We start from the raw sequence: 22,697 nt of genomic DNA, 5'->3' as shown, positions 1-22,697 counted from the left end.
CTTTCAGGTTGGGTTGGCAGAAAGATAAAGGCTGCAAAGACGGGCGACCTGTGGTTGCAGCCAGTGGATCAGGTCGCGGGTTTGAGGCGACCAGATGCGCGGGGTGTCCTTCATGGCGGTTTCCAGGATGCCGTAGAACCTGGCCTGTTGGTGAAGGGGGGCGTGGATCAGGGCGCGGTGCCCGAAATAGGAGCGTTCCAGGGCACGGTTGATCATGCCTGCAGGGGCGGTCTCGATGTCATCGATGTAATGCACCTGATCGCTGTGAAACGCGCTTTTCAGCATCGGTTCGGTCAGGGTGTCGGGGTTCGGCTCTGGAGACCACGCGTTCAGGGCGAAGCGCCCCCAGCCGGGCCGTGTGGTCGCAAGATGCGTGTAGGCCGTCATGCGCCGGTCGGGGTCCCGCATGTAGATGAAGGCGCGATCGGTCCGCAGGTGCCTGACCAGCAACGTCAGCACCGCGTCCAGCTTTTGATCGCTGGACATGAGAGGATCAGCAAGGACAGGCGCAAAGGCATTGCGTGCCCCGCCATGTGCAAAAGACGGGCCAGCACATGCAAAGGCCAACGTCATGCCCACAACACTGCGCCGCCCGGGATGCTGAACGGTATTCATGCCTACGTCTTCGCCTTGGATGCGGCTTCGGCATCTGCAAGCGCGCTGCGCCAGTCGCCTTCGCGCGCTGACAGGATGTCGTCGCCCCGCGTCACGATGAAGAGCGGCGGGTAGATCCTGTTCAGCTGCCCGCCTGCCTGACGCAGCAGCGGATCCGCCGGGCCATAGATGCCCACGTCGCCGATATCCTGCGTGCGCGCGATCATGTTCTCGATCACGGAAAACCCGGACGCGTCGCCCGCGGCCTGAACGATCGGCAGGCCCGCCCGTTTGAAGGCGATGCACGGTGGACAGTTCTGCGCCCCGTAGAAGTGAAATGCAATCTGGTCTGCGGATTGTGCCCGGACCGCGAACGGGGCGAGGCAAAGTCCGGCCAGGGTGCTGCGTCTTGTGAGGTGGATCATCGGAAAGCTCCTTCGGCTGATGACGTCAGGGGTGCAGCCTGACGCCCATCCTGCGAAGGAAATCTTGCCCAAGGGCGCTCACATCAACGTGATTTCAAATAAGAATAAAGGTGGGCTGTTCTTGCACGTAGGTATTCTACGGGGAAACTCTGTGCCTGATATGCCGCCCTTGCGCGCCCTGAGCGTATTTGCCGTGCTTGCTGCGTCGGACCGACACAAGGACGCGGCAAAGTCCCTTGGTGTGACCACGTCTGCGGTGAGCCAGCAGATTCGGATTTTGGAAGACTGGTTCGGCACGGCCCTGTTTGACCGCAACGTGAGAACCCCTGTTCTGACGCCGACAGGCCGTACCCTGTTCCAAACGGTAGAGCCGCCACTGACCCGGATCTCTGCCTATTGCCGGGCCATGCGCCGCGCGGCGCGCGACACCTCGCTTGTTGTCAGCGCACCGGCCGCTTTTCTGTCGCATCGGTTGATCCCGCATCTCGGGTCCTTTTGGGACGCACATCCCGGGATCGAGGTCGATGTGCGTGTGGCCGCCAGCTATGACGCCCCCGTTGATCTGCACGATGTCGATGTGGCCATCCGGTTTTGCGACACCCCGGTGCCGGGCCGCGCGATCGGTCGGTCCGGTTGGAGTGCGTTTTGCCGCCCAGATACCTACGAGGCGCTGGGCCGCCCGACATCCGTGGCGGACCTCGAGGACGCGACGTTGCTGCATGAGGCAATATACAACTTCTGGCCGCAGGAATTCGCCTTGGCGGGTTTGGATGTTCCGTCCGGCATATCGTTTCGTGGGGTCGGGGATGCCAACCTTGTGCTGTCCGCTGTGTTGGCGGGAAACGCTGTTGCGCTGCTGCCGACTGAATTGGCGTGGCAATTTGCCCGACAGGGTGCCCTGGTGTCCCTGTTCCGCGCGGCAATCGAACCTGAGGCAAGCTATGTCGCCATCTATGACCGGGACGTTCCGGGTGTTTCGATCAACAAATTGATCGATCACATTGAAAACGAAGGTCTCTAGCGGACGCACCCAACGATGGCGGTGCTTTGGTGGCGAGCGCCGATCGATGCCACGCGCGTTTGACCTTGCGACGCATCGCTCGGTTTTCTGCACGGAATCGCTTGGGCTGCGTGTTGCGAGGGTCGGTTTTGCCCGCCGACCGGACACAAAAAAGGCGGAACTGTCAGCGCCGCCTTTCTCCATCGTTTCCGAGGCTTAGTTCACGGTAAAGTATTTCACCTTGGGCTGGTCTTCGGGATCAACCTCGATCCCCATGCCCTCGGCCATGCCCCAGTTCAGGACCTGGTGGTGCAGCGGGATATACAGCGCTTCGTCCTGCACGACGCGCCAGATGTCGGCGATGTCGGCGTTGCGCGCCTCAAGATCGGTGTTGGAGGCCAGCGACTTGATCTTGGCGTCCAGGTCGTCGTTGTCAAAGCCGGTGCCGTTCCACGTGCCGATGTCCGATTCCCGCCCGTGGACGAGGAAGTTGAAGATGTATTCCGAGTCGTAGGTCGGAACACCCCAGCCCAGCATGTAGAAGTCGGTCTTGCCGTCGGTGATCAGCGGGAAGTGCTGGGCCTTGGGCTTGGCGTCGAGGTTCACGGTGATGCCGATCTGGCCCAGCATGCCCACGGCGGCCTGACAGATCGCCTCGTCGTTGATGTAGCGGTCATTCGGGCAGTCAAGACGGATCGAGAACCCGTCGGCATAACCCGCCTCGGCCAGCAGCGCCTTGGCCCCGTCGATGTCGGTTGAGGATTCGGCGTCCATTTCCGCCGTCCAGCCGTTGACGAAAGGCGGTGCAATCATGCCCGCGGGCTGCGACTGGCCGCGCATCACGATCTGGCGGATCGCATCGCGGTTCATCGCCATCGACATCGCCTTGCGCACGCGCACATCGGCCAGTGGGTTCTTGCCGTCGATGTTGTCCGCTTCGATGTCGTCCGCGCCCTGGTTCATACCGAAGAAGATGACACGGTTCTGCGGTGCCTGCTTGACCACCAGACCATCGGCGGCGTTCACGCGCTCAAGGTCCTGGACAGGCATGTCCTGAAGGAAGTTGATCTCACCCGACAGCATGGCCGCCACTCGGGTCGCGGCGTTCTGGATGGGGGTGTAGACGATTTCCGTCACCTCCATCGGGAACTGGTCGATGCCCCAGTAATTTTCGTTGCGGGTCATGACGGTCTTCACGTCCGGTTCGCGGCTTTGCAGCACATAAGGCCCGGTGCCATTGGCATTGGTGGTGGCGTATGTGATCTCGCCGCCCTCAAAGTCCTGCACATTCACGGTGTTGTTCGCCTCGGTCCAGCCCTTGTCCATGATGAACAGGTTGGTGAGGTTCGAGGGCAGGATCGGGTTCGGGCCATCCGTGACGATTTCGACGGTGAAGTCGTCTGTCGCACGCACCTCGGTGATCGAGCCGATCAGCTCTTTCATGTCCGAATTGGGCTGCTTGGCGCGGTCATAGCTGAACACGACGTCTTCGGCGGTGAAATCTGACCCGTCGTGAAAGGTGACCCCTTCGCGCAGCTTGAAGACCCAGACGTTGGGATCATCGGTCTTGGGCGCCCATTCGGTGGCAAGCGCCGGTTCAAACGCGCCGGTTGTGTCGCGGATGATCAGCGGTTCGTACATCTGGTGCCGCATCGTGTGCGACGGCCCTTCGTTCTGGGAATGCGGGTCAAGCGTCAGCGCATCGCCCGCACGTGCCCATTTCAGTGTCTCGGCGCTGACCAGCGCTGTCGACGACAGCAGGAGGGCGGCGGACAGGAAGGATGTGAGTTTCATGGAAGTCTCCCCTTTTTGTGTTCTGCCTGTGAGTGTTCGTTACTCCGGCGGGTTTGGCAAGCAGGTAGGGGAGGGAACCGCCCCGCACGGTGCGGTTGGGTTTGTGTTTTCGTCTGTGTGCCTATTCCGCAGCCTGGCTGAAGGGCGGGTGCAGCACGAATGGGGTGTCTTTGGTGTCGTCCTGTTGCGCGGGCGCTGCGGGGGCGCGCCGCACGCGGTGGATCAGGGCAAAGACCGGCGGTGTGAAGTAGAAGCTGACCACGGTGGACAACAGCACGCCGCCCGCGACGGACATGGCAAACGGGGGCCAGAAGCCGCCGCCGGCGAGGATCAGCGGGAGGAAGCCGCCGAAGGTGGTGATTGTCGTCGAGACGATATGGCGGCTGGAGCCCATGACCACATCGACCATGGCGTCCTTGTCGCCGGAGGCTGCCGCGTCGTCGTCTTGCAGACCTGTCAGGATGATGATGGCCGCGTTGATCGACACCCCGATCGAGCCGATGACCCCGATGATGGCGTTGATCCCGAACGGGTATTGAAAGATTGCAAGCGCCAGCAGGGACAGGCCAGCGGACAGGCCCGACACGACCAGCACCACAGCCGTCAGCCGGAAGCTGTTGAATGTCAGCGCGATGGCCGCGATGGAGAGCGTGACGATCAGGCCAAGCGACGCGAGCAGGTCGCTGAGCGTGTCGGCCCGCGCGTCGCTGTCGCCGCCAAGTTCGAGCCGCATGGTGTCGGGCACTGCGAAGCCATTGGCCTCGAGAGCGGCCTGGACGTCGACCAGCGCTTCCTCGGGCAGGACATCGCGCAGGATAAACGCCTGCACCGTGTTGACCCGTTCGCCGTTGCGGCGCGTGATGCTGCTGGCAGCGGGTTGCAATTCGATCGTGGACACGGCCGACAGCGGCAGGGCAGGCCAGCGGCCCTGGGCCGAGAGTTGTGCCGCGTCTGGCCGTAGGATCGGCAGGTCGCGGATGGCTTGCAACGATTCGCGTGTGGCATCGCCCAGACGGACGCGAATGGGCAGTTCCTCGTCCCCTTCCACCATGGAGCCGCCGGTGACCCCTTCGAGCCCGGCCTGCATCTGACCGGCAATCTGGCGCAGGTCGAGGCCCAGGAGTTGCGCCTGCGCCTCGTTCACCGTCACCACGGCCTTGGGCGCGCCGCCGCCGATGGTGCCGCGGGTGACAAGGACGCTGTCCACGCCGGACATGATGCGCCGGACTTCGTCACCGGTTTCGCGCAAGGCGCCGAGGTCATTGCCGACCAGACGGATTTCGACGGGGGCGTTCACGGGTGGCCCCTGGACCAGGCCGCGCACAAGGATTGTCGCTTCGGGTGCCGTGAGGGCCAGATCACCCTGCAGGTCGTGCAGCACGGCCTCGGTCGCTTGCGCAGATCGGGTCGTCAGCAGCGCGTGGGCATGGCCGGGCGCGTTTTCGCGCGCGCCGACGATGTTGTAATAGAAGGGCGGGGCAGAGCGGCCCATGACCCACATGACCTGTTCGATCCGGTCGTCGGCTGTCAGCCGCGCGTCCAGCCGGGCCACCACGCCTTGGGTGTCCGCGATGCCTGCACCGGGGGCCAGGTCCACCTCGATATAAAACTGGTCGCGGTCCACGCCGGGAAAGAATTGTGCCGTGAGTGTTGGCATGGACAGGAAACCGGTGACGGGCAGAACCAGCGCCAGGGCGATGGATCGGACAGGGTTGGTGACGGACCAGCGGAGCGAGGCAGCAAAGGCGCGGCCCAATGCGCCGCCCTTCATGCCGCCGCGCGTGCCGTTCGCGGGCAGCAGGTGCCCGGCGATGGCCGGGGTCAGCGTGATCGCGACGACAAAGGACCAGCCCAGCATGATCACCACGGCGATGGCGATGGAGCCCACGAAATCGCCCGCAGGGCCGGGCAACAGGATCAGGGGCGTGAAGGACAGCGCCGTTGTCACGGTCGAGGCGAGAAGCGGTGCGAAGAGGCGCTTGACCGACTGACCGGCGGCCTTGACGCGGCTTATGCCTTTTTCAAGCCGTTGGCCCACCTCGTCCGTCATGACGATGCCGGCATCGACCAGCAGGCCAAGGGCCACGATCAGGCCCGTGACGCTCATCTGGTGGATGGCGAGGCCGATGAAATTCATCGTGAACAGGGTGGCTAGGGTCACCACCGGCAGGATCAGCGCCACGATCATGGCAGAGCGCAGGCCGAGGGTGATCAGCAGAACGCCAACGACAAGGCTGACGCCGATGGCCATGTTGAGGCCGACCTCCTTGAGCCGGTCAGCGGTATAGCCCGACTGATCAAAGCTGAGGTCCAGCGTGACGCCCTGCGGGATGTTGGACTGGTAGTCGGCAATCTCGTCCCGGACGAAGGCGGCCCATTTGTCCACCTGCAAGCCGCTTTCCAGCTTGGCGCCGACAAGGATCGCGGGCTTGCCATTGTAGATCGCCATTTCGGCCTGCGGTGTGCGGGGGCCACGCGTGATGTCGGCCACTTGGGACAGGTAGGTGACGGCGCCCGTGTCGGACCGGCGCCCCACGATCTCGCCCAGGCGGTCCAGCGCTTCGACCTCGCCGGCCACGGATATCAGCAGGTCGGACCCCGCCGGGCGCACACGTCCGGCGGGGCCTTTTGCATCGGCCTGGGCGATGGCGCGGGAGACGTCATTTGCCGTCAGGCCGAGCGCGGCGGTGGTCACGGGGTCCAACGTGACCAGCACCTCATCCTCGGGCGCACCGAACAACTCGACCAGTTCGGTACCGGGGATGTTGCGCAGATCCTGGGCCAGGTCGCGGGCATAGCGGCCCAGGATCGTTGTGGGAATGCCGCGCTCTGCCGACAGGGCCGCGATGGCGGCGTAGGCGCTGCTGCGATCCGTGTCGAATTCGGGTTCGAACGCGTCAGCGGGCAGGGTGGGGGACAGGTCGGCCAGATCGTCGCGGATCTCGGCCCAGACGGTTTCGATCCGGTCGTTGGGTACGGTCACGCCCAGTTCGACCGTGACGATGGAGATGCCGGTGGACGAGGTGCTTTCGATCACATCGACTTCGGAAACTTCGCGCAGGATGTCTTCGATGGGTTGGGTCACCAGCGCCTCGACCCGCGCGGGGTCCGCACCCGGTACGACCGTGGTTACGGTGCCGAACAGGTTTGTGATTGTGGGATCTTCCTGCCGACCGATGGCCAGTAGCGACGACAGGCCGGCAGCGATGATGACCAGCAGGGCGAGGGCCACAAGGCGCGGTTGGCGGAAGGTGAGGGTTTCCATCACTGCGCCTCTTGGATGCGGACCTGATCGCCGGGCACAAGGCGGTGCGTGCCATCGGGCACGATCATCGCGTCGCCCTGCAATGTGCCCCGGACAAAGGCGGTGTCGCCTTCGACGTGCAACACTTCGACGGCGGCGGCGGCGGCGGTGTGCAGGTCATCTTTGCCGGGGGTCAGCACCATGACAGTCCAAAGGCCGCGCACCCCGTCACGCAACGCGCGCAGCGGCACCGCATAGCCGGACTGGTCCAGTTCGCTGCTCAGCGTCAGCGTGCCCGAGGCAAGGTAGACGGGATCGTCGGTCCGCACCTCGAACAGGGCGGTGCGCGTGCGGGTCTGTGCATCAAGATCGGGGCGGAAGCCGACAAAGCGGGCGTCGTACGCCGCGCCGTCCAGCGTGACGGTGGCCTGTGTCTGCGCAACGCGGCCCGCCAGCTTGGGATCAATGCCGACGCGGAAGATCGGCGCGCTGTCCTTGCGGATGTCCAGCACCGGTGTGCCCACGGCCATGATGGCGCCAGGATCCACGTGACGCGCCCCGACAATGCCATCGAACGGGGCCAGCAATTCGGTCTGGCTAAGCCGCACGTCGACTTGCATGATGGCGGCGTCCACCTCGGCAATCTGGGCCTGCAATGCGGCCAGGTTCAACGCGGTATTGTCCACCGCCTGGTCAGAGGCAAAGCCGCGATTGCGCAGTTCCTTTTGCCGGTCCGTGGTGCGTTGCGACAGTTCGGCCTGCGCCTCAAGGGCGTCGCGGGACGCCATCAGGCGGCTGCGGTCGGCCATCAGGATACGGGTGTCGAGCCGCGCCAGGACCTGCCCCGCCTTGACGCGGTCGCCTTCGTCCACGTTCAGGACGTTCAGGCGACCGCTCTGCTCGAAACTCATGTTCACGGTTTGCGCGGCCTCGACCTGTCCGTGGAAGGCGCGGGTGATTGTCATGCTGTCTGCTGGGGCCACGCGCATCGCGGCGACAGTGCTGACCGGTGCGGGGGGCGGCGCGTCCACGGCGGCGGCGCGGGTGGCAAGGGTGGCACTGCCCAGCCAGACGGCTCCGGCGGCCACTGCGATGACCGACGCGGTCCCGGTCAGCGTGACGATCCCGCGCAGGGTGCGCTTCCAAAGCGGCGGTTTCGGTGTATCGTTGGCGCGACGGTTCGGCATGGTGTCCCTCCTTGACAGGAAGTAAGGGGTGCTTACTTATATCAGACGACATATGTAATAGCCACTTACTTTGGCAAGGGAGCGAGGCGAAAAAAGTTGGAGCAGGCGACCGACAAGGCCCCAAGATCGCAGTACCACCATGGTGATCTGCGTGCGCATCTTATTGAAACTGTGCGTATTCTGGTCGAAGAGAAGGGTGCCGACGGGTTTTCGATTTCCGAGGCCGCGCGCCGCGCTGGTGTGAGCTCTGCCGCGCCCTACAAGCATTTTCACGACCGGGCCGAGATTGTGCGCGAGGTTGCGCTGGCCGGGATTGACCGCATGCGCGACCAGATGGATGACGCGGCCACCGGTGCCACGGGCGATGCGTTGGCGTCCATCACGGCACTGGGCCTGTGCTATGCCAACTTTGCCCGCGCCGAACCGGGCGTGTTCCGCCTGATGTTCGGTCTGACCAAGGGCCATGACGATGATCCCGAATTGCAGGAACATGGCGAGGCGTGCTTTGACGTGGTCAAGCGCGAGGTGCGGGCGGTGATGCCAGGCGGCACCCCTGAGGCCGAAATTGAACGCCGCAGCCTGATGCTGCACATGTTTGTGCACGGGCACGCGTTTCTCGAGATCGACGGCAAGCATGACGTGGTTCTGACGCAGGCGCAGGAAGCGGGCTTGATGGCCGATATCGCGCGCCGGATCATCCGGGACTAGGTGAACAGCCGCGCAAAAAGCGGCGCGCCAAGGATGACCACGAAGATGCGCAGGACATGGTGTGCGATGACAAAGGCCACGTCCGCCCCCACGATCAGGGCAAGCACGGTCAGTTCCGCCTGTCCGCCCGGGGCGAAGGCCAGCAATGTCTCCATCCCCGGGGCGAGGCCCGCGGCATAGATCCCTTCGACAAAGATCACCGTCAGCACGATCAGGATGCCGCAAAAGCCCAGGCCTGCCGCCAGGTCGCGCCGAATTTCGACCATGGTGATGCCGGTGTATTTTACGCCCACCCCCATGCCGATAAAGAACTGCGCGGCCCAGATCGCCTCTGCCGGGGGTCGGTGCTGCAACAGGCCCGCAAGCGCCAGTGCGGCGGCCACGATGAGGGGGCCGAGGATCGAGGCGCCGAACATGCCGATGGCCTTGGCCCCGCGCCATCCGATCAGTGCCGCCAGGATCATCAGCCCAAGCTGATCCGGCCCGAGGGTCGCCGCAGGTACCCCCGGCGGGTTGCTCAGGTCGGCGTCCCAGAGCCCCTGCAGGATAAAGGGCAGGGCCACGACGATGACCATCACCCGCGTTGCATGGATCAGTGACAGGCTGCGGGGGTTGCCGCCCGCTTCCTCGCCGAACACCAGCATGTCCTGAAGCCCGCCGGGCATGGCGGAATAGTAGCTGGTGGCAAAGTCAAAGCCCCAGAGCCTGCGGAAATAGGGCACGCCGATCAACCCGATGACAATGGTCATGACCGGGATCAGCAGCAGCGTGGGCCACATGCCCAGCATGGACATCAACAGCACCGGTGTGAATGTGGCCCCGACAGCGACACCAAGCACGGTGCGCATCCCTTCGTTCACCAGTTTGATCGCCCCCATGCGCACCCCCAGCAGCGCGCTGATCAGGCAGGCAAAGATGGGTCCCAGCAGCCATGGCAGCGGCAACCCCAAGACGTGGAACAATCCCACGCCGAGGCCGGCAATCGCAAAGGTAAGCGCGACCCGCATCACCGCGCCAGGGTCCGCAACCGGTAGCGCAGCGAGGTTTGCAAATGCGCCTCTGCCGCCATGCCCGCCGCCGCGATGTCGCCTGCCGCGACTGCGTCCAGGATGGCGTCGTGCTGCGCCGTCACCACCTTGATCCGGTCGCTGTCGGCCAGGGTGGTCGACCCCATCAACATCAGCGCATTGTTCAGCGCGCGTGCGGCATCCAGCAGAAAACGGTTGCGCGTGGCGTGGTAGATACCGCGGTGAAAATCCTGGTTCAGCGCGGCAGCCTCTGCCGGAGCGCTGAGCGCGAAGCTTGCGTTGATGTCGCGCAGCGCCTCGATTTCCGCCGGGGCCGCGTGTTTCGCGGCCATTTCGGCGGCGGTGCGCTCCAGCAAGGTGCGCATCTCGTACAGCTCGACCAGTTCGGTATGGCTGAGCTGCCGGATCACGGCGCCCAGTCGGGGGCGATGTTCGACGATCCCGTCCGCCTCAAGCCGGCGCAGCGCTTCGCGTACGGGGGTCCGGGACAGGGTCAGGCGCTCTGCCACATCCGTTTCGCGCAGCCTGTCGCCCGGACCGAACTCTCCGCGCCGGATGGCTGCCAAAAGCTGGGCATAGGCCGTTTCGCCCTGGGACATGTCGCGATCTGTCATGCGCCATCCTCGATACTGTATCCAAGTGGATACAATAATCCGGTCGCAATGAACAGGCCCGGTTCAGTAGTCCTTTTCGATGAAGATACCGATGCCGGTATTGGCATCCGCCCCGACCGTGCCGCGCGCCGTGATGTTGGGCGTCAGGTCGATGTTCAGGGACACTTCGGGCCCGTCGGCCCCGCCAACCGTCACATCGGTATAGATGTTTTCGGACAGGTAGCGGCCCGCCCGCACGGCGGTGTTGCCTTCGCCGTCCGACGTCACATCAAGGTCGTCCAGACCAAATGACCCGCGCAATCGCGACACCACCCCTTCGCCACGGGCCCCGGCAAGGCTGGCCACGGCGCTGGCAAGTTGCAGCGCCTGAAAAGCCGACAGCTGGCTGATGTCACGGCCAAAGATGATCTGTGCCAGCACCTGGTCCTCGGGCGCTTCGGGCGTGGACTCGAACCGGACCTCGGGATCGTCGGCAGGCCCGTCCACGATGATGCGCGCCGTCCCGGTCGCGGTGTCGGTTTCCACGACAAACAGCAGGATCGGCTCGAACCGCCCCTGCAGCGTCACGCGGCCTTCATCAAGGGTGAAACGCTGGGCGAGGATGCTCAGCCGTCCCCGGATCAGGTCGAACTGTCCGGTCGAAATGATGTCGGCGGTTGTCCCGGACAGACGCAACTGCCCGCCCAGTTCGGCATCAAGGCCGCGACCACGGATAAAGATGCGGTTGGGCGCGTTGATTGTCAGATCAAGCGGGAAGGCGGCGCCGCCACCTGCCTGTTCGTCCTTCGGGCCAAGGCCCGCGCGGGCGCGGGTGCGCATGACGGGGCGGGTGGCCCCGATATGCCGGATGTCCGGGATGGCGCCAAATGTGGAAATGCCCGTCGATGGCACCTGCACGTTGGTTTCCCCCAGATTGATCTGCCCCGAAATCGCAGCCCCGCCTGTCAGTGGTCCACTCAACGCGATGTTGCCATCGACGGTGGTGGTATAGAGGGCCGGATCGCGCAGCACGACACTGTTCAGGGTCACCCCCAACTGGGCCGGATAGCTGCCGTTCAGCGTGATTGGACCCGCGATGCCGACGCTGCCGCCTTCGGCGATGGCCGCCGTGAAATCAAGTGCGGCCTGACCCGCCGCAAGGCGCACCGACCCGCTGAGATCCGAGATGGAGGCCGGCAGGTTCGGGGTCGCGAGCCGTGCACCCCGCGTCGTGATCTGGCCGGACACCGAAGATAGCGCAGGCGGCCCGTTCACGGCCAGGTCAAAGCCGGCGGAGCCGATGATCGTCCGGGGCGCGATGAAGGGATTGGCAAGACCCAACTGCACCTGACCCTGGGTGTTCAGGTTCAGATTGCCATCTGACGCAACCCGCCCGGATGCCGTGGCCGTTGTGCCCGACGGCCCCGCAATCCGGGCGTCGATGTCGTAATCCGTCCCCACCTGCTGGACCGTGCCCTCAATGGATGCGCCACCGTTCAGGCCGGGCACAAGCGGCGCGATATTGGGCACGCTGAGGGCGTAGCGCGCAGAGGCAACGCCATCCGCAAGCGCCCCGCTGACCCGCCCGCTGCTGCTGTAAGGTCCGGCAAGGTCGGTCACAACGTCCCATCCCCGGGCCGTCTGCGTGAGCGTCCCGTCGAGGGCCAGGGTGCCGTTTATCCCCGGTGCCACCGCCGCCACATTGGGCAGGGCAAGGTCAAAATCCGTTACCAGGACCTGGTCAAATGTGCCCGAAACGCGGCCGCTGCTGGCGTAGGGGCCTGTCACATCGGTGTCAAAGGCCCAGCCCGTGGCCGTCTGCCGGACATCGCCCACCAGCGTGGCCCCCCCAGGCACGCCCGGCGCAAAGGCGGCGAGATCCGGTGCCGCCACGTCATAGCGCGCCGTCAGGCGGCCATCATCCAACAGGCCCGTGATCGCGGCGCGGGCGTCGGCGGGGCCGTCAATCTGCGTGTCGAACTGCCAGGCCCCATCGGTCTGGTTGGCCGTGGCGGTCAGGGCGATGTCCCCGTCGACCTGTGGCACCAGTGCCGCGATATCGCCCACGGTCGCGTTCAGCGTGACACCGGTGCCGTCAGGCGACAGCCGTGCCGTCCCGGTCGCTGTGGTCTCCAACGGACCGGACAAGCCCGTGCTGATGTCCCAGATGTCGCCGGTTTGCGTGGCTGTCCCGTCCAGCGTGATGGGGCCTGACACCGCTTCGGTCACCTGTCCCACATCCGCCAGCGCCGCATTGAAGCGGGCGACCGAGCCGCCGGTGCGCAGATCGGCACTGGCCGTCAGCTCCAGCGCCGCGTTTTCCAGCGTCAACCGGTCCACGAAGGTGCCCGTTGTGTCGCGGCGCGCGGCGACCGTCAGGTCGGTCTGCCCGGACAGCAGCGTGTCGGCCTGTGCGATGCCCACGGCCAGATCGCGGGTCTGCCCCGCGATCTCGATATCAAAAAAGCCCCCAAGCGCCGCAGAGCCGCCAAGCGACACCTGCCCGGCCCCCGACAGGTCCAGCCCCGCAAGACCTGCAAAGGCGGACAGGTCCTGTGTTACCAGCGCCGTGTCGAATTCGGTCTCCAACCCATCGCTAAACCCATCGATCTGCGCGGCACCCGTCATCACCCACGCCGCGGATGCGATGGACATCGCCGCCAGATCAAGCGGCGCGTTCTCTGCATATCGTACGTCCAGTCCACCTGACAGCGCCGTGCCCACCGCATCGGACAGCGCGGGGTCGGCAAGCGCGACCCCGGTTGCGTCAAAGTCAACCCGCCCCGCCAATGCGCCGATGGTGCCCACCGCCCCGCTCAGCGTTCCGTCAAAGGTCAGCGCAACCTCTTGCACCCCGTTGCCCGCCGCATCCAGATCGGTTGCCGTGATCCGCGCAACCAGCGCATCGCTTTGGCTGGCATCAAAATCAATGACCAGTTCTGCACCGGACAACGTGGTGCCATCCGCGCCGGGCACGGCGACCGGATCCCCGGAGGGATCAGCCAGCGTGCCCGAGATATCGAGAAAGCTCGGCCAGCCATCGCCGTTCAGCGCCGCCTCGCCCGCCAATTGCAGGGCCCGCGTGTCCAGTGCGAAATCCTCAAGCGTCAGCGCCCCGTCCGCATCCGTGCTGCCGCGCGCCGTCAACCCGACGTCGGGTCCAAAGAAGGACCGGTATTCCGGAAGGATCAACGCGGTGACATCCCCATCCAGGGCCGCGTCAAAGGCCATCGGCCCGTCTTCCGTACTTTGCAGCGCAAGGGTTCCGGCCAGCCGCGGCGTGTCGTCCGTGCGCAGATCCAGCGTGGCGTTGAAATCGCTGAGCGCGCCTGCCCCTGCGACGGACAGATCAAGGCTGGGCCGGTCGGGGATGTTGAGCAGGCCGGACACAAGGCCCTCGGCCCCTTCGCTGAGCCCGAGGTCCAGCGTCAGGTCGCGCGTGTCGTTGGCATATGCCGCATTGAGGTCGAACGCTGCACGCGGCCCATCCGTGCGCCGCGCGGCCAGCTGCGCGCTGCCGGCTCCGCCGGCCAGTTCGGCGGCACCCGAAACGGTCAGCACCGCCGCTTCGCCCAGGACCGGCGCGCCCAGTACCACTTCGGACAGGTTCAACTGCGCGATGCGGATCGCGGCGGGCAGGTCCGGCAGGGCAAAGGGTGCGGCCTCGGGCGCGGGCAGGTCATTGGGTCGCGCAACGGGCAGGCGGGGCAGGTCGATACGCGCGGCGCGCAGTTCCTCGATATCGATTGTCGCGCGGAACAGCGCGCTGCGGTTCCATTGCATCGCCACATCTTCCAGCGTCAGCCAGATGCCTTCGCTGTCGGCAATGGTGATCCGTTCGATCGTGGCGCGGCTGCTGAGCGCCCCGGCAAAGCCGTCGATGCGCACGGTGCGCCCTTCGCCACCCAGGCTGCTTTCCAGCAGACCCACGATAAACCCGCGATCCTCTTCGTCCTGGGCCAGCGCCGCCAGGGGCCACAGAAGGACAAGGAGCATGTAAATCAGGTGCCGCATCAAAAGGCCTGTCCTATTCCGATGTAGATTTCCACGCCCGAACTGTCGCCGGGGCCGGACCCGGGCAGACCTACGTCAAACCGGATGGGGCCAATGCCGGTGTCGTAGCGGACACCCGCACCAAAGCCCGTGTGCCATTCGCCCGACCCGTCAAAGAAACTTTCGGATCCGACATAGCCCGCGTCGTAGAAGCCCACGACCGACAGCCGTTCACCGGTTTTGACGCGCATTTCCCCCGAAAGCCCCACAAAGGACCGCCCGCCGATGGTCACACCGGGGCTGAGTTCGACGCCGAGCGATTGGTAATCCTGCCCGCGCACCGTGCCGCTGCCGCCGGAAAAGAACAGGAAATCGGCCGGTGCCTCTTCGATGGACGGCCCTGCCACGGACCCGAACAGGCCACGCGCGGCCAACACGATGCGGTCGCCCAGTTTCCGATAGGTGCGCAGATCAAGCGTGGTCACGACACCGTCGCTCGTCCCTTCGAGATTGACGAAGGGCCGTATACCGGCTTGGGCAAAATAGCCGGAGGTCGCGTTCAGGGAGTTATCCCGGCGGTCGAACTTGGCCGTGAAGGGGAAGGTCAGGATTGTGTAGTCCCGTTCCCCCAGATCATCGCGTGTCTTGGCACGTTGCAGCCCGACGCCATAACTGTATTCACGGTCTTCGCTGGCAAAATAGATGGTGCTGAACTCAAGCCGTCCGGTGCGGGCAAACAGGTTCGGGTCATCGCGTTGCTCGATCTCGGCCAAAAGGACCGCCTCAAGGTCCGTGCGCCACGTGGCCGGGCGGGAAATCTGGGCACCCAGGCGAAAGTCCACGCCTTCGGTATCGCCGCCCACGCCTTTGATCTCGCCCTCGATCTGAAGCCGTTCGGCCCCGCCGAAGATGTTGCGATGCAGCCAAAGCGCGCTGACGCTGAACCCGTCGGTGGTGCCGTATTCGGCGCCAAAGCTGTAGCGGCGCGGCAACTGGTCGGTGATCTGCAAATCCACGTCAAGCGTGCCGTCCGGATTGGCGGTTTCCGCCTCGGACAGGCTGGCGCTGGCAAAGGTGCCGGTGCGGCGCAGACGTTTTTCGACCTTGTCGAGCGTGTCGGGGTCGAACACCTCGCCGCTGGGCCAGCCTGCGATCTCGCGGATGCGCTTTTCGCGCACGGCACTGTCGCCTTCGATGCTCATCCTGCCCAGACGCAGGCGCGGACCGGGCGCCAGGCGGATATCGGCGCTCAACGTCCCCGCAGGGTGGTTCGCGGTGATCTGCTGGCTGTCCACGGCCGCCTTGGCGTGACCTTGCTGGCGCCATCCCTCGATCCCGTTCGCGGTGGCGGTGCGCAAAGCCGTGACATTGGCGGTTTCACCCGGCTGGGCCTCGGGTGTGGGGTCTGTGCCGGGGGCCGTGGGCCGCACGGCTACGGTGCCAAAGGTGAACACCTTGCCGGGATCGACCGTGACGACCACCGTGTTCACGGCGGCGGGCGCGGACACGGGCGACAGGCTTGCCGCTTCGCGTCCGTCGACGGTGATCGAAATGGTGGGGCCGAAATACCCCTGATCATAAAGCAGCGCGATCAGACGGGCATAGTCGGCCTGCGCGGCGCTGATCACATCAATGGGCCGGACGGGGCCGTCCTCGTTCAGCAATGCGGCGCTGAGTGATGCGGTGCGGATATCCTCGGTTATCGCGTCGGGCGCGCGCACGTCCACCGTCAGGGCCCACGCCCCCCCGGATATGCCAAGCATGGCAGCACATACTGCCCATACGCGGCAGACTTTCTGATACATCGTGGCACCCCACCACGCGCAACGCGCGGCCTTCCTGACGTCAATGCCAAACATGCGGCACAGGTTCCACCGGATATGTCGCGATGGGCGGAAACGTGATCAGGTTTTCACGTACCCCGCCACAACCTGCAAAAGGCGGAACGCGGTTGCCGCATCGTTTTCGACCACGGCCATGAACTCCTCTTCCCCGATCCGCAGGCAGGTCAGGGCCGTCTTGGCGCGCATATCAAGCGCGCGGGGTTCGCTGCGGATCAGCCCCAGCTCACCCACCAGGGCGCCGGCCCCCACAGTGGCGATCACGGTGTCTTCGGCACCGTCACTGGGCAACAGCAGATCGGCCTCTCCGTCGGTGACTATGTAGGCACCATCGGTCGGGTCATCGTTCTTGTGAAAGACATATTCGCCGGGATCGGCCGTGTACCAGCGCGCGCCAAAGGCCAGAAGGCGCAGTTGCTTGCGTTTCAGCCCGGAGAACATCGGCGCCTGCCGCAGTGCTTCGACCTTGCGCGCCAGGTCGGCGCTTGCATCGCTGCCCGCCTCGCTCCGCGCGCCCTCGGCACCTTGCAGACGGCCCTGGACAACCTCGACATGAGCGTCAAAGGCGTCTTCCTCTTCAAACGCCGTGCTCAGGACAATCAATGTCGCCTCGGGCAGCAGGGCACGCAGGTTCTTGATCAACCCGGCGCGGGTGTCGTCGCCGTAGCTGAACATCGGTTCGTCCAGGATCAGGATATCGGGCCGTTTGATTGTGGCCCGGCTGATCGACAGGGGTTCGGCAAACAATGCAGGCAGATTGGCGCCGCCCAGGGCGATGGGCACGTCAAACACCAGTTCCAGCACCAGCTGGTTCACGCCCGCATCCGTCAGCACCTCCACGACGATGCGGCGCAGATCATCCGCCCGTGCACCTGCACCGTCCGACACCTTTCCGTACAGCGCGTTTTCAAGCACCGACACCCCATGCACATGGGCGTCGGGGGCGATGGGCACAAACACGTCCTCCATCTGCGCACGCAGGGTCGCGCCATGTTCGGTGCGCATGCTCAGCACACGGTTCCGCACGTCGTCCGGGAATGCGGCGGCCACCTGTTCGGCTGTCACATTCGTGGGCACGCTCAGCAACAGGGACAGTTCCGTATCCGTGATCTCGGACCCGGCGGGTTTGCGGTCCACCAATTCAAGCGCGCTGTTGTAAATCTCGGTCTCCAGCCCGACGCGGCGGAACAGGGGGTGATCGGTTCCGTTGGGTCCAAAGATCTGGCGCAGCATTTCCAGGATATTGCGCGCCAGGTTCTCCAGGTTCGAGGCCAGCGACAGGTCATGCAACAGGCGCAGGAAGTCGAGCCGGGCCTCGATCACGTCCGGCGTCAGGGCGATGCGGGGCGTGGCAAACAACAGGTTCTCGGCAATGGGCAGCGCCGGGTTGTAGGTCTCGGGGTCGAAACGGTGCACGAACCGGTCCAGCCCAGCGGCCTGCACAGCAGCCGCCACCTCGGGGCGCAGGTCGATCAGGGCCTGCGCCAATTCGGGATGCGCGTCGGCGTCAAAGGTCTGGTCCATGGTCCGGCGCGTCAACGCGGCACCGCTGCCACTGCCTTCGATCAGGGCGTACCACCATGCCCGCAGGTCTTCCTTGGCTTTGACACCTGCGATGGACGGGTCCAGCCACTGGGCGTCCAGCATGTCGGCGGTGTTGCCTGCGCGGACCGCTTCGCGGCTGAAATCGGTTTCCGCGGCGGCCGCCAGCGGGGCCAGTCGCATCGGCATCATGACGTTCTGGCCATAACTGCCCTGAAACATGATGGGCCTGGAATTGGCGTGGCCGATCCGTTGGGCAATCGTGGCCTGGTGCAGCGACTTGATGTCGTGCCCGGCCAGCGTGACCGTTCCGCTTGTCGGCAGCGTTTCGCGCGTCAGCACCTCGGCCAGGGCCCGGCGGTCTTCGTCATTAGGGGCAGTGATGCCCAGGGTTGTCCCCGCGGGGACAGACAGGGTGATGTCCTCAAGCACGGCATTGCCGTCGCCGTCGCGGACCGTCACCTGGTCCAGCACGATGTCGCCGTTCAACCGGGGCGCGGCGGGGGCTGGCGCATAGAACAGGTCGTCATCGATCATGCCGGACGGGGCAAAGCGTTCCGTGATGGTTTCCCAGCGCAACGACATGTCCGCGGTCTGGTTGTAATAGGCCAGCAGCTCTTTCCACGGGCTCGACAGATCCTTGTAGGCGGCAAGGGCCGCCACAAGCGCACCGATGGTCACATCGCCCTGAATGACAAGGTAGCCACCGATGGAAAAGAAGAAGAACGGGGTCAGTTGCGTGATGAAGTTGTTGAGGAACTTCATGAAGAACTTTTTCTGGTAGATCTGGAAACGGATGGCAAAAAGGTTGCCCAGCCGGTTTCCGATCATGGCCATGCGAAATCGCCAGCCCCCATTTACGCGCAAGGTGCCGGCCCCGGCCGCGCCTTCGCCGATCTCCGCCGCCAGGGCACGCACCTGGACCACGCGTTTCTTGTTCAGCTGGTTGATCTGGCGTTGCAGCTTGGGGATCAGCCACGCCTGCAACGGGATCAGGGCAATGGCGGCAAAGCCGAAGGCCACCGACTGAAAGAACAGAAAGCCCAGAATGGTCAGCATCTGGCCTGCCTGCAGCACGGGCTGCGCCACCGCGTCGCCCATCAGCCCGCCCATCGGTTCGCTTTCGGCGGTGACCATGCTGACCAGCTCGCCCTGGCTGGTGCGTTCGAAATAGGGTTGCGGAAAGCGCAGGATGCGCGCGATCAGGGTGTAACGGAAGCGGCGCAGCAGCCGTTCTGCCAGCACACCCTTCATTGTGTTGATCCGCATCTTGAGAAGGCCGTGACACAGCACCGCCACCAGAAAGGCCCCGCACAGCATCATCAGGTAGGTGACCTGATCAAACTCATACCCATAGGCCGAAATCGTCGGAGAGCCGGAGCCGATGGCATCGTTGATGATCTGTTTTGGCAATTCCAGCGTCAGATACAGAAGCGGAAACAGCGTCAGGGTGACGACCAGCAAGATCAGCTGATCACGCTTTGAATACTTCCAGATAAATCCAAAAAGGGAGCGTTCTATGGTGCCGGTCCACGTCTGAAGTCGGGCAGCCGATGCACCCTGCGTTAACCTATCAAGGGCGGTTACGGGAAATCAATGGGTCGTCGCCCTGCGCCACGTGACGGATTGCGACGGCGTCCGCCGCATCCTAGGGTGCGGTCAGCGGCTATGTGAAAGGCACCTTTTGACTGACCCGGTTACCTTTGTCTTGGTTCTGTTGTTTTTGCTGCAGGCAAAGCATCTGTTTGCCGATTTCTATCTGCAAACGCAGCGCATGCTGGCCAATCGCGGCCAGTATCTGCATGTCGGGCGCTTGCAGCATGCCGGCCTGCACGCCGTGGGTTCGCTTGTTGCGATGGTGCTTGTGGGGGTGCCGGTGCCGCTGGCCTTTGGCGTCGCGATTGCGGAATGGGTGGTTCACTTTCACATTGACTGGGGCAAGGGGCGGTGGTCCGAACATACCGGTCACGGCCCGGCCCAGGCCGGGTTCTGGCGCGCATTCGGTCTGGATCAGGCGCTGCACCAATGGACCTATCTTGTCATGGTGTGGGCCGTCCTGCCTGCCTGATCGGTGATCGTGATCGGCAGGTCCGATCCTGCCACCGCCAATTGCAGCGACACCACATCCGGCAAGTCCCGACGGACCAGCGTCAGCAGCGACACCTCGTGCGGGACATCCGGGTCCGGGCTGTCGCTCCAGTCCCGTGGGGGCGGCGGAACACATCTGATCCGTCACCGTCCAACCTGCGACCGGGGCCGCGTCCACGATCACAGGCTTGCGCGGTTCGAGGGAGTGCAGACGCAGGGCCAGCCCCTGCCAACCCGGTGACGCGGGTCACACACGCTGCGCCCGGGTCGGCAAAGTCATGGAGCATGTCGGCCCCGGTCGCCGTTGAGCCATCGGAAAACACCTATCGGTGCCCGAAGATGTCTTCACCCCCCCGTCGGCCGCGATGCTGCCGCCTCTGTCAAGCTGGGCCCCTTCGACGTTGGCCGCAAGGCTTGGCGCGGGCGCGCCATTTGAAACAACGGACGCGCCGAGTGCAGGGAAAACCAGTTTCGCCGACCTGGCCCGACCGCATCGGCATCGCGCAAAGTCGGACTATTGCGGCGCGCGTGTCGCGAGCTCCCGCAAAGGCATGACCTCGGATCAGACGCGCCACAGAGAGTTCTGCTGCGCGTGGGAGATGGACCGCGCCAGCGCCTTGAATTCTGACGCGATGTGACGGTGAAACCGGCGGACCGCAGGGCGCACCGGCCGGTCGCGCGGGCTGATGATCCCAAGGTTGCGCGGCGCATGGTGAATGCGGATGTCCAGCGCAGTCAGCGCCTTTTGTTGCCGCATCATGAACAACACGGAATAGGGCAGGATCGTCAGGCTGTCCGACCCTTCCAGCACAGTGCGCACCGCGCTGATCGAGCCGCCGGAAAAGCTGACCTTGACGTCTTCGACCTCGATCTCGTGCAGGATGGCGCGCAGGTCCTGGTACAGCGGGCTGTTGGTGGGTGGCGCGATCCAGGGATAGGTCGCAATGTCTTCGAGCCGCAGCGCGCGTTTGCGGGCAAGCGGATGACCCATGCGGCAGGCAATGACATTGCGGCCCTGCAGGATCTCTTCGAACTGGATCGGATCGGGCAAGTCGCCCGGGGGCAGGGGGCAGATGGCCAGATCAAGGGCACCGCTTTCCACATCCCGTATCAACGTCTCGGCATAGCCATAGCTTTGGTCGATCCGCACATTCGGATGCGCCTGCTGGAACCCGGCGATCATGGTGGCAATGACCGCGTCCATGAACACCGGTGTGCCCGCGACGCGCACCGCGCCCGTCTTGCCGCCGATATACAGATCGGCCTGTGTCGCCGCTTCGCCACTGGCCTGCCGGATGATGCGGCCCTGCATCGCCAACGCAGCCCCAAGCTCGGTCGGAACAAGCGGGCGGCGGCCCTTTTCGAACAGCGGCTGGCCCAACCGCGCCTCAAGGGCGGCAAGCGTCCGCGACAGGGACGGTTGCGACTTGCCCAGGGCATGTGCGCCGGGGGTCAGACCGCCCTCATCCACGACAGCGGCCAGCATCACAAGGTGATTGGGGTCCAGTTGCATAGCATCATGTTATATTCTGCCTCTCAATTCGTATCAACATGATCGTGAAGGGCGGGTAGCCTTCGGATATGCACAGCACCGCCACCCTCCAACCCACCCGCGTCCTGTTTGGTGCCGGTCTGCGCCACACCGTGGCCGATGAAGTGGCCCGGCTGGGCTGTCACAAGGCGTTGGTCCTGTCCACGCCACAGCAATGCGACAGCGCCATGCAGGTGGCCGAAGCGCTGGGCGACAAGGCCGCGGGCATCTTTGCACGTGCCACCATGCACACCCCCGTCAATGTTACCGAAGATGCGGTCGGGCACCTCACGGATGTGCAGGCCGACTGCGTGATCGCCATCGGCGGCGGGTCGACCACCGGGTTGGGCAAAGCCATCGCATACCGCACCGATGTGCCACAGATCGTGATCCCGACCACCTATGCCGGGTCCGAAGCGACGGCGATCCTCGGGCAAACGGAAAACGGGATCAAAACCACGTTCACCGATGCGCGGGTACAGCCCGAAGTCATCCTCTATGACCCCGAACTGGTCACATCCCTGCCGGCCGCTATGACCGTGACCTCGGCGCTGAATGCCATCGCCCACGCCGCCGAAGCGCTTTATGCACAGAACCGTACGGACCGCAGCGACGCATTGGCGGTCGAGGGCATGCGACACTTCGCCGAAGGCCTGCCGATGGTCCTGGACAACCCCGCCGACACTGTGGCCCGGGAAAGGACGTTGCGCGGGGCCTATGCCTGCGGCGCCGTTCTGGGACAGGTCGGGATGGCGCTGCATCACAAGCTGTGTCACACGCTGGGCGGCAGTCTTGACCTGCCGCACGCGGACACACATGCGATCATCCTGCCGCATGCGATCCACTACAATGCGCAAGCCGTTCCCGGGTTGCTGGCCCCTGTCACCGACATTTTCGGCGCACCCGCACCCGGTCCCGCGCTGCATGCCTTCGCGACGCGCATGAACGCCCCTCTTGCGCTGCGCGATCTGGGCGTGCGCGCAGCCGATCTTGACCGCGCAGCAGACCTTGCCACGCAAAAACCATACCCGAACCCCGCCCCAGTGACGCGGGACGGAATACGCACATTGCTGCAGGCCGCCTGGGAAGGCACGCCGCCACAGCGCTAACGCCAGTTTTGGGAGGAACA

Annotated in this window: 15 protein-coding genes; 4 read left to right on the top strand and 11 right to left on the bottom strand. The window is 64.7% G+C overall.

From position 1 onward, the window contains the following. Positions 1–3: 3 nt before the first annotated feature. Positions 4–615: a GAF domain-containing protein gene (locus tag Q0844_RS06770; RefSeq protein WP_299043257.1), complete on the bottom strand. Its 612-nt coding sequence runs from the start codon at positions 613–615 to the stop codon at positions 4–6. A gap of 2 nt (positions 616–617) precedes the next feature. Then, positions 618–1,019, bottom strand: a complete 402-nt coding sequence (locus Q0844_RS06765) for a hypothetical protein (protein WP_299043255.1) — start codon at positions 1,017–1,019, stop codon at positions 618–620. 160 nt (positions 1,020–1,179) lie between these two features. Here Q0844_RS06765 and Q0844_RS06760 point away from each other — a divergent pair, with 160 nt between their 5' ends. Next, positions 1,180–2,040 carry a LysR substrate-binding domain-containing protein gene (locus Q0844_RS06760; protein WP_299045234.1) on the top strand — a complete coding sequence of 287 codons (861 nt, stop codon included), beginning with the start codon at positions 1,180–1,182 and terminating at the stop codon, positions 2,038–2,040. Positions 2,041–2,235: 195 nt separating this feature from the next. Here the strand turns inward: Q0844_RS06760 and Q0844_RS06755 are convergent, their stop codons facing one another. The 3 genes from Q0844_RS06755 to Q0844_RS06745 form a co-directional block, all read right to left on the bottom strand. Next, the gene (locus tag Q0844_RS06755) at positions 2,236–3,813 is read right to left on the bottom strand and encodes an ABC transporter substrate-binding protein (protein WP_299043254.1); all 1,578 of its coding nucleotides are present in this window, start codon (positions 3,811–3,813) and stop codon (positions 2,236–2,238) included. A 121-nt stretch (positions 3,814–3,934) separates the two neighbouring features. Then, complete coding sequence (locus Q0844_RS06750) at positions 3,935–7,078, bottom strand: efflux RND transporter permease subunit (protein ID WP_299043252.1); 3,144 nt, start codon at positions 7,076–7,078, stop codon at positions 3,935–3,937. Next, a complete protein-coding gene (locus tag Q0844_RS06745) occupies positions 7,078–8,244 on the bottom strand; it encodes an efflux RND transporter periplasmic adaptor subunit (protein ID WP_299043250.1) in 1,167 nt (388 codons plus the stop codon). Before Q0844_RS06745 ends, Q0844_RS06750 begins: the two co-directional genes overlap by 1 nt. A 96-nt stretch (positions 8,245–8,340) precedes the next feature. Here Q0844_RS06745 and Q0844_RS06740 point away from each other — a divergent pair, with 96 nt between their 5' ends. After that, complete coding sequence (locus Q0844_RS06740) at positions 8,341–8,952, top strand: TetR/AcrR family transcriptional regulator (RefSeq protein ID WP_299043248.1); 612 nt, start codon at positions 8,341–8,343, stop codon at positions 8,950–8,952. Here the strand turns inward: Q0844_RS06740 and Q0844_RS06735 are convergent. From Q0844_RS06735 to Q0844_RS06715, 5 genes are all read right to left on the bottom strand, one after another. Then, positions 8,949–9,959, bottom strand: coding sequence for an AbrB family transcriptional regulator (locus Q0844_RS06735; RefSeq protein ID WP_299043247.1), 1,011 nt, complete (start codon positions 9,957–9,959; stop codon positions 8,949–8,951). The two genes, Q0844_RS06740 and Q0844_RS06735, sit on opposite strands and share 4 nt — an antisense overlap. Then, positions 9,959–10,594 (bottom strand): GntR family transcriptional regulator, encoded by a 636-nt coding sequence (locus Q0844_RS06730; RefSeq protein ID WP_299043246.1) that lies wholly within the window; start codon positions 10,592–10,594, stop codon positions 9,959–9,961. The genes Q0844_RS06735 and Q0844_RS06730 overlap by 1 nt, the downstream gene beginning before the upstream one ends. Before the next feature lie 63 nt (positions 10,595–10,657). Then, positions 10,658–14,569: a translocation/assembly module TamB domain-containing protein gene (locus Q0844_RS06725; protein WP_299043245.1), complete on the bottom strand. Its 3,912-nt coding sequence runs from the start codon at positions 14,567–14,569 to the stop codon at positions 10,658–10,660. A gap of 17 nt (positions 14,570–14,586) precedes the next feature. Continuing rightward, entirely contained in the window at positions 14,587–16,329 is a 1,743-nt protein-coding gene (locus Q0844_RS06720; protein WP_299043244.1) for a BamA/TamA family outer membrane protein, read from the bottom strand. 141 nt (positions 16,330–16,470) lie between these two features. Beyond that, complete coding sequence (locus Q0844_RS06715) at positions 16,471–19,416, bottom strand: ABC transporter transmembrane domain-containing protein (protein ID WP_299045232.1); 2,946 nt, start codon at positions 19,414–19,416, stop codon at positions 16,471–16,473. A gap of 250 nt (positions 19,417–19,666) precedes the next feature. Between Q0844_RS06715 and Q0844_RS06710 the strand changes: the two genes are divergently transcribed. Continuing rightward, positions 19,667–20,017: a DUF3307 domain-containing protein gene (locus Q0844_RS06710; RefSeq protein ID WP_366522980.1), complete on the top strand. Its 351-nt coding sequence runs from the start codon at positions 19,667–19,669 to the stop codon at positions 20,015–20,017. A 582-nt stretch (positions 20,018–20,599) separates the two neighbouring features. Here Q0844_RS06710 and Q0844_RS06705 read toward each other — a convergent pair. After that, positions 20,600–21,550 carry a LysR family transcriptional regulator gene (locus Q0844_RS06705; protein WP_299043243.1) on the bottom strand — a complete coding sequence of 317 codons (951 nt, stop codon included), beginning with the start codon at positions 21,548–21,550 and terminating at the stop codon, positions 20,600–20,602. Between the two features lie 68 nt (positions 21,551–21,618). Here Q0844_RS06705 and Q0844_RS06700 point away from each other — a divergent pair, with 68 nt between their 5' ends. Beyond that, positions 21,619–22,677, top strand: a complete 1,059-nt coding sequence (locus Q0844_RS06700; RefSeq protein ID WP_299043242.1) for a maleylacetate reductase — start codon at positions 21,619–21,621, stop codon at positions 22,675–22,677. Positions 22,678–22,697 lie beyond the last annotated feature (20 nt).

The organism is uncultured Tateyamaria sp., from assembly GCF_947503465.1.
In the GTDB taxonomy this organism is placed as follows: domain Bacteria; phylum Pseudomonadota; class Alphaproteobacteria; order Rhodobacterales; family Rhodobacteraceae; genus Tateyamaria.
The sequence above is the reverse complement of the archived record's forward strand: the minus strand, read 5'-3'. Positions and strand labels throughout refer to the sequence as shown.

What these genes read in the sequence shown, in the direction of transcription:
- Q0844_RS06770 (WP_299043257.1), bottom strand. Translation starts at nt 615, where the DNA reads ATGAATACCGTTCAGCATCCCGGGCGGCGCAGTGTTGTGGGCATGACG.
- Q0844_RS06765 (WP_299043255.1), bottom strand. Translation starts at nt 1,019, where the DNA reads ATGATCCACCTCACAAGACGCAGCACCCTGGCCGGACTTTGCCTCGCC.
- Q0844_RS06760 (WP_299045234.1), top strand. Translation starts at nt 1,180, where the DNA reads ATGCCGCCCTTGCGCGCCCTGAGCGTATTTGCCGTGCTTGCTGCGTCG.
- Q0844_RS06755 (WP_299043254.1), bottom strand. Translation starts at nt 3,813, where the DNA reads ATGAAACTCACATCCTTCCTGTCCGCCGCCCTCCTGCTGTCGTCGACA.
- Q0844_RS06750 (WP_299043252.1), bottom strand. Translation starts at nt 7,078, where the DNA reads ATGGAAACCCTCACCTTCCGCCAACCGCGCCTTGTGGCCCTCGCCCTG.
- Q0844_RS06745 (WP_299043250.1), bottom strand. Translation starts at nt 8,244, where the DNA reads ATGCCGAACCGTCGCGCCAACGATACACCGAAACCGCCGCTTTGGAAG.
- Q0844_RS06735 (WP_299043247.1), bottom strand. Translation starts at nt 9,959, where the DNA reads ATGCGGGTCGCGCTTACCTTTGCGATTGCCGGCCTCGGCGTGGGATTG.
- Q0844_RS06730 (WP_299043246.1), bottom strand. Translation starts at nt 10,594, where the DNA reads ATGACAGATCGCGACATGTCCCAGGGCGAAACGGCCTATGCCCAGCTT.
- Q0844_RS06725 (WP_299043245.1), bottom strand. Translation starts at nt 14,569, where the DNA reads ATGCTCCTTGTCCTTCTGTGGCCCCTGGCGGCGCTGGCCCAGGACGAA.
- Q0844_RS06720 (WP_299043244.1), bottom strand. Translation starts at nt 16,329, where the DNA reads ATGCTTGGCATATCCGGGGGGGCGTGGGCCCTGACGGTGGACGTGCGC.
- Q0844_RS06705 (WP_299043243.1), bottom strand. Translation starts at nt 21,550, where the DNA reads ATGCAACTGGACCCCAATCACCTTGTGATGCTGGCCGCTGTCGTGGAT.
- Q0844_RS06700 (WP_299043242.1), top strand. Translation starts at nt 21,619, where the DNA reads ATGCACAGCACCGCCACCCTCCAACCCACCCGCGTCCTGTTTGGTGCC.